The sequence below is a fragment of the Yersinia aldovae ATCC 35236 genome, assembly GCF_000173735.1.
Lineage (GTDB): Bacteria > Pseudomonadota > Gammaproteobacteria > Enterobacterales > Enterobacteriaceae > Yersinia > Yersinia aldovae.
Genome location: NZ_ACCB01000073.1, coordinates 1 through 5,541, shown reverse-complemented (window position 1 = coordinate 5,541; position 5,541 = coordinate 1). Strand labels below are relative to the sequence as shown.

The window sequence follows — 5,541 nt, the reverse complement described above, 5'->3', positions numbered from 1 at the left end:
TAAATCAGCGGGCTTTCCTCGCGCTTCCCAGGCCATGAACAGCGCTTTCGCTGTCAGTGCAGAGTCCGGGAAAAATGACATCGCCCAGCCAACCGGTTTACGGGAAAACAGATCAAGCACAACGGCTAAATAAGCCCAGCGTTTACCCGTCCAGAGTAGAGTAAGAGGCAGGGCGTAGTCGGACTATTTCCCTGCCTCTCCTCTCCGAACCGGACGTGCACCTTTCAGCGCATCCGGCTCTCCATTTAAAAGCTGGCGAACGCCATTGCCACTTCAGTAAAACGCGATGTGTATGTGTTTCTGGCTTCCATTCTCAGATAGGGATTACCTTCAGGCAGACGCCAGCGGAACAGCTTCTTGCCTTGCCCCGCCAACCGGTACAGGATTTCGCCGCTGAGCTTACCGTGATTAGTTTTACCAAATAAAACCCACGTTTTGCTCTGACCCGGTTTTGGTGATTTACACCACCACCTCATCAGGGAAGCGATTCCTTTACGGTATTTGCGGGCCAGCCAATGAGCCAGCTTCCAGAACACCACACGGTCGATATAACGGAAGACTTTGGCCTTAAAATCAACGAACTGGTAGAACGCAGCCCAGCCTTTCAGTTTCCGGTTGAGCATCTCAACCATATCGACTTTGCTTTCACTGTAATTGCCTGATAACAATGCCGTCAGCGATGCGGCGAAGTTTCTGGCTTTCTCCTTCGGGATCGTCGAGACCACCCGCAGATCGCCATAACGACTGCGTTTACGGATGATCCTGTGACCCAGAAAGATAAAACCGTCATTGACATGGGTGATCCTGGTCTTGTCCATGTTCAGCCTGAGTTTAAGACTGTCTTCAAGCACGCCCCGACACTCTTCCCTGATGGCTTCCGCCTGTGCTTTGGTACCTTTGACAATGAGCACAAAGTCATCGGCATAGCGGCAATAAGCAGCGGCGGGTTTCCATTCCCAGTTTTCCCTGACTGCGGTACTTCGGCCTCGCTGGATACTGTTATTCCAGTACCATCGGTCCTTTCTGGCTTTCCCGCTCAGATAGCGTTTATGCAGATACTGATCGAACTCATTCAGCATGATGTTCGACAGCAACGGCGATATTACGCCAGGGTGCCGACAAACTCGATAGCGCCAGAGATTGTCGCAGAAACACCCGCTGCCGCACTCCCCAGCAGCCCGCCAAGGAATGTAAACAGGCCATTCACCAGAACCTCAGCGGAGAATTCCGCTTTAGGTGTCACCACATCGAGGCCACCAGGTGCCACGATTTTAATTTTCTTGGTCGTCGGATTTATTTCAAAGTAGGTTGAACCATCGTCACTGCGGAACTGCGCGGCGCTGGTACTGATGCCACTAATTTTCTTTGCCTGTGACTGGGGGCCAATAATCGCGAACGCATCCGATAAATCATGCTGACGGGAGTCTAGTGGTTCCTGCACACCGCCATTCTGAAACCAAAAATCTATGCACCGATCACCAAAAACCAATAAGCACTCATCCCCTGCTTTAATGGGGAATGTCATGGTGACGCCACCGCCGCGTGGGAATATTACAGGGACGTCTACCAGGAGCGGCAAATCTGCTGATTCCCTATCTCCAGATACTCCAGAATCATTGCCCTTGATGGCGGGTAAAACAGTGCAGGTTACGGCGTCAGCATCAAATGATTGAATAATCCCCGGCATAGCAACTCTTAGCTGGGTAGCGATAGAATCAGCGATTGTCTGTGCGGTTTGCTGTTCACCGCCGATTTGCGACTGGGTAGGAATTGGCATAAAAACTCCATAAAAAAACCCGCCAGGAAGCGGGTTGGGTTGATCGTTACAGTGGCTAGGTTCTAATTTGTGAGCCTCTTTAGCTCTTGCGCTACAGCATGCACATCATGAATTCCCTGCGCCGCTTCTACCACAAAGTCAGCGAAACCCTCTGTCGGAATTATGGGTGCACCATTCATATCCAGAAATACCATCGCTGATGCAACGGAAGTTCTTTTGTTTGCATCATTGAAGCCATGCCCTCGAGCTATTGAAAGCAACAGCGACGCGGCCAGTACAAACAAATCACTTTCACCTTGGTATGCATGAAGGTTTTCAACACGGGCCACCATTCCTTCAACAAGACCAATATCTCTGTATCCTGCCAGCCCACCATAAGACTCTAACTGACAGTCGTGAATGGCTATGACCTGCTCAACAGATAAGAAAAAAATCATTTATCTGCAAGTTCCTTGAACAAGGCCTGATTCTTTGGCTTGCCCATCACCCGAGCAAGAGACGCATCAAATTTAGCCTGCTGTAACTCTGCAAACTGCTCAGCAGTGATGACCACCATATCAGGAGCTGAACGGCGGGTAATCGTCACGGGCTGATTGACAGCGGTATCTAGTACGCTGGAAAATTTCTGACGAACATCGGAAAATGTCAGGGTGATCATCGGGGGACTCCTTAGACTGCCTCAAATTGTCATCAACTTAATTGTACAACTAAGTTGATGACAAAACCAGCTCAAGCCGATATGAGATCGTCAAAAAGCACAATTGAGTGTGCTATTTAACCTTAACGCAGTCGTAAGTCGCATACTGGCTCGGCGCATCCATGCTGGCTTGTAGCCACTGAGCGTTGAGGATAGCTTTACCATCGCGTCCGATAAACTCCATTCCGACCCATCGACCGGGCTGGTCAGTAGCCACGCGCCACTCAATTTTTACGTTGTTGTAATCGTCTTTGGTTTTCAGGAAGGTTATTTTTTGCGATTCTGGTTTCGCGCCATTAATTCGTGCGAGTCCGTCATCTGCCCAGTGAACTTTGAAATCCCCACATTGCGAATCAGCCAATGCCTGGAAAGAAAACAACGCAGCAACCGCAAGGATAATCCCGAAAATAGGCTTCACGTTCAACACCTCAATAATTGGTTTTCTGTATAGCAGTCTGATTGACTAAGTCCCGCGTACCGCGCGCGAAGCACATCAAATCCATGTACCACTCCTGCCCTCTTGTATCACCAGTATAAGTGATGCCTTTGACGATATAAACGCCATCCGTCGCAATGCTGGAAGCCTGTGCTTTGCTTGGCAATACATCCCCCTCAATATTACCGTTATATTCAGATGTACCGATCCTTGAGGGGGACTGCGCAATGTCGCCATTCCCTACCGTTGACCGGTAAACAGAGTTTTGATCGAGCTGGATGAGTCCATTGATACGGATGTTAGGGTTAATCAAGCAACGCACATTCACCCCCGCCCCCATAGTTTGCTGTGGCATACCAACAAGCCCGGTATCAGCGCTCAATACGATAGCTTCGTGAATATACTTATCTTCGGGAACCATCTGCACCTGCCCGTCTACCAACTGCCATGTTGCGTTACACTGTGCGGCAATATTATCCATGACGTTACGCGATGCGTTATAAAGTACACGACCGCGTGGGAAAACAGTTGTTGGCATACTACCAGTAATGCCCTTAGTCACGCCGAACGCGTTGAAACCCTGCATCGTTACATTATGCAGGTCAGCCACTGTGTATCCAGCCGCTATGGTAGTTTTAGTGCGTGCAAAAAGGAATGCCTCATGATCGCCAATAGCCTGAATGAGTACCCATGAATCAGTGATGTTATCTTTTCCTGTCACGGTAAAGCGAATATCACCGTCAAAAATAAGACCACAGTTCTGGTCATCAGTTTGTCCCTCTTGCCCTTCGGGAATATTCCGCACTCTCCCCACCTGACTAGCATCCACATCAGGCGCTATCCCATCATAACCAGCGATAATGCATATTTTAGAGAACTCTTGACCGAGTATTTTATTGGTGGTGTCAGTCGATAGATTGTAAATCTTCACATTCGCCACGCGCGGCCACTTCGTGTCTGCCCATTCGATCTGGAACGTAACCTTAAAATCAGAAAGCGATATACCCTTTCCATTCAGATCTAAAATCTGCAATTCGAAATGGCGCATCCAGTTAGTTGACATGTTTACTCCTGTACGAAAATGAGGTGGCTACGTCCGCCAAGATTGGTTTTAGTAGGGTGTTCAGGAGAACCATTGTCGCAGCCAACAACCATCGCACCGCTGATACCTAGATCTGGGTAACCTTAGCATTCCTGTACATGCGTGAAGCGTTAACGTAAGCCGTATTGCCCTCTCCTTTACCGCCAGACCTTTTATATGCCGCCGTGCTATTCAGGTCGATCAGGTATTCACTCACGAAACGAGCCTGCATATCATTAAGCCCGTACTCGTCAGGGTTTAATATGAATTCTGGTTCGCCATTTCCATCTACCAGGTATTCTGAATCTATTTCACTTTTAACGTGAACCGCTGGTTTTTTATGTTTGGTTCGCGGGTTCTTGTTTTGGTTCGCACTAATTGTCTGCGAACCTACATTATTGCGAACCTGTTCGTGTTTAGGCCATTCCTCAGCCTTTGCCCTCTTTCTAACAGCGGTATCACTTATACCGTATTTCTTGGCAAGCTCTCTGATGGAAAGAGCGCCGGAACGGTAGTCACGCTCTATGCCTCTCCAGTCAGTTTCTTTTGCCATGATTTTCCCTTAGTGTCATTACGCAGTAACCTTGGTAGGTTGCTCTGTGATGATATTTAGGCGTAAAAAAACCACTGGTTTATCAGAGCAGTGGTTTTAATATGTAATCCACAACAATCTGTTGGGGTTTACGTCTATAAATTTACTGACCTAATGCAGCCTGAATGGCGTCAGCTAATCCAGCGACCCCTTTTGAAGCATGCTTTAAATCTTCTTCAACTTTATCCGTCCTTGCGTTCGCATCCGCGGCATTAGCTGATGCTTTGGCTATCTCTAGTGCAGCCTGAACTGCAAGAAGTCTTTTCTTTTGCGCATCTGTAGGAATAGTGCCGGGACCAAAATAGTTATCTAACTGTAGTGATGTGATGGACGCCCCTTTCTAACGTAGTCAGTGCCATACTTTTACTGACTGAATTAATCTGGGAGTAACACCACATGAACACAATCAGAGTTGTTGGTATCGATATTGCCAAATCTGTTTTTCAGGTATGTGTTTGGATGGTTGATGGTTCCGTTGCCTGGAACAGAAAAATATCACGTCAGAAATTGCTGGATACGCTTTGCCAGTTTGAGCCGGGTACTTTAATCGCGATGGAGGCTTGTTCAACCTCTCATTTCTGGGGGCGAACCCTCAGTTCTATGGGGTATAGTGTAAGGCTTATACCCGCACAGCACGTGAAAGCATTTGTCAGAAGCCAGAAGAACGATGCAAACGATGCTCTGGCAATTTGTGAAACAGCATGCCGCCCTGGTATCCACTTTGTTCCGGTTAAAACCACGGAACAGCAGGATATCAAAGCACTGCGGAATACCCGTCAACTGATGGTTGAGCAGAGAACCGCGCTGGCCAACCAGCTTCGTTCTTTGCTCGCTGAAAACGGCCTCATTCTTCCCGTTGGGATCCAGCGTCTCCAGCAGCAGCTACCTGAACTTATTGAAGATGCATCTAACGATTTAACTTTCACGCTTCGCCGATTGCTTTCTTTATTGCGGGAAG

At 48.2% G+C, this 5,541-nt stretch carries 7 protein-coding genes and 2 pseudogenes; 1 reads left to right on the top strand and 8 read right to left on the bottom strand.

Annotated elements, in window-relative coordinates; genetic code table 11:
- From YALDO0001_RS21400 to YALDO0001_RS22575, 8 genes and pseudogenes are all read right to left on the bottom strand, one after another.
- Positions 1-165: pseudogene (locus YALDO0001_RS21400) on the bottom strand (DDE-type integrase/transposase/recombinase); the annotation flags it as partial.
- An 80-nt stretch (positions 166-245) separates the two neighbouring features.
- Positions 246-1,109 (bottom strand): annotated as a pseudogene (locus tag YALDO0001_RS18915) (group II intron maturase-specific domain-containing protein); the annotation flags it as partial.
- Complete coding sequence (locus YALDO0001_RS18910; RefSeq protein ID WP_004705561.1) at positions 1,103-1,777, bottom strand: Gp138 family membrane-puncturing spike protein; 675 nt, start codon at positions 1,775-1,777, stop codon at positions 1,103-1,105. The pseudogene YALDO0001_RS18915 and the gene YALDO0001_RS18910, both read right to left, overlap by 7 nt.
- A 62-nt stretch (positions 1,778-1,839) precedes the next feature.
- A complete protein-coding gene (locus tag YALDO0001_RS18905) occupies positions 1,840-2,214 on the bottom strand; it encodes a type II toxin-antitoxin system death-on-curing family toxin (RefSeq protein ID WP_042840581.1) in 375 nt (124 codons plus the stop codon).
- Positions 2,211-2,435 carry a type II toxin-antitoxin system Phd/YefM family antitoxin gene (locus YALDO0001_RS18900; protein WP_004705559.1) on the bottom strand — a complete coding sequence of 75 codons (225 nt, stop codon included), beginning with the start codon at positions 2,433-2,435 and terminating at the stop codon, positions 2,211-2,213. The genes YALDO0001_RS18905 and YALDO0001_RS18900 overlap by 4 nt, the downstream gene beginning before the upstream one ends.
- Positions 2,436-2,547: 112 nt before the next feature.
- Positions 2,548-2,892 (bottom strand): hypothetical protein, encoded by a 345-nt coding sequence (locus tag YALDO0001_RS18895; protein WP_042840580.1) that lies wholly within the window; start codon positions 2,890-2,892, stop codon positions 2,548-2,550.
- Positions 2,893-2,902: 10 nt separating this feature from the next.
- Positions 2,903-3,973: a hypothetical protein gene (locus YALDO0001_RS18890; protein ID WP_004705557.1), complete on the bottom strand. Its 1,071-nt coding sequence runs from the start codon at positions 3,971-3,973 to the stop codon at positions 2,903-2,905.
- A 106-nt stretch (positions 3,974-4,079) separates the two neighbouring features.
- Entirely contained in the window at positions 4,080-4,544 is a 465-nt protein-coding gene (locus tag YALDO0001_RS22575; RefSeq protein WP_049596280.1) for a terminase small subunit, read from the bottom strand.
- Positions 4,545-4,979: 435 nt separating this feature from the next.
- On the opposite strand from YALDO0001_RS22575, the gene YALDO0001_RS18875 reads away from it, so the two are divergent.
- The coding region (locus tag YALDO0001_RS18875) for an IS110 family RNA-guided transposase (RefSeq protein ID WP_004705555.1) at positions 4,980-5,541 on the top strand (562 nt) is incomplete at its 3' end.

What these genes read in the sequence shown, in the direction of transcription:
- YALDO0001_RS18900 (WP_004705559.1), bottom strand. Translation starts at nt 2,435, where the DNA reads ATGATCACCCTGACATTTTCCGATGTTCGTCAGAAATTTTCCAGCGTA.
- YALDO0001_RS18905 (WP_042840581.1), bottom strand. Translation starts at nt 2,214, where the DNA reads ATGATTTTTTTCTTATCTGTTGAGCAGGTCATAGCCATTCACGACTGT.
- YALDO0001_RS18910 (WP_004705561.1), bottom strand. Translation starts at nt 1,777, where the DNA reads ATGCCAATTCCTACCCAGTCGCAAATCGGCGGTGAACAGCAAACCGCA.
- YALDO0001_RS22575 (WP_049596280.1), bottom strand. Translation starts at nt 4,544, where the DNA reads ATGGCAAAAGAAACTGACTGGAGAGGCATAGAGCGTGACTACCGTTCC.
- YALDO0001_RS18890 (WP_004705557.1), bottom strand. Translation starts at nt 3,973, where the DNA reads ATGTCAACTAACTGGATGCGCCATTTCGAATTGCAGATTTTAGATCTG.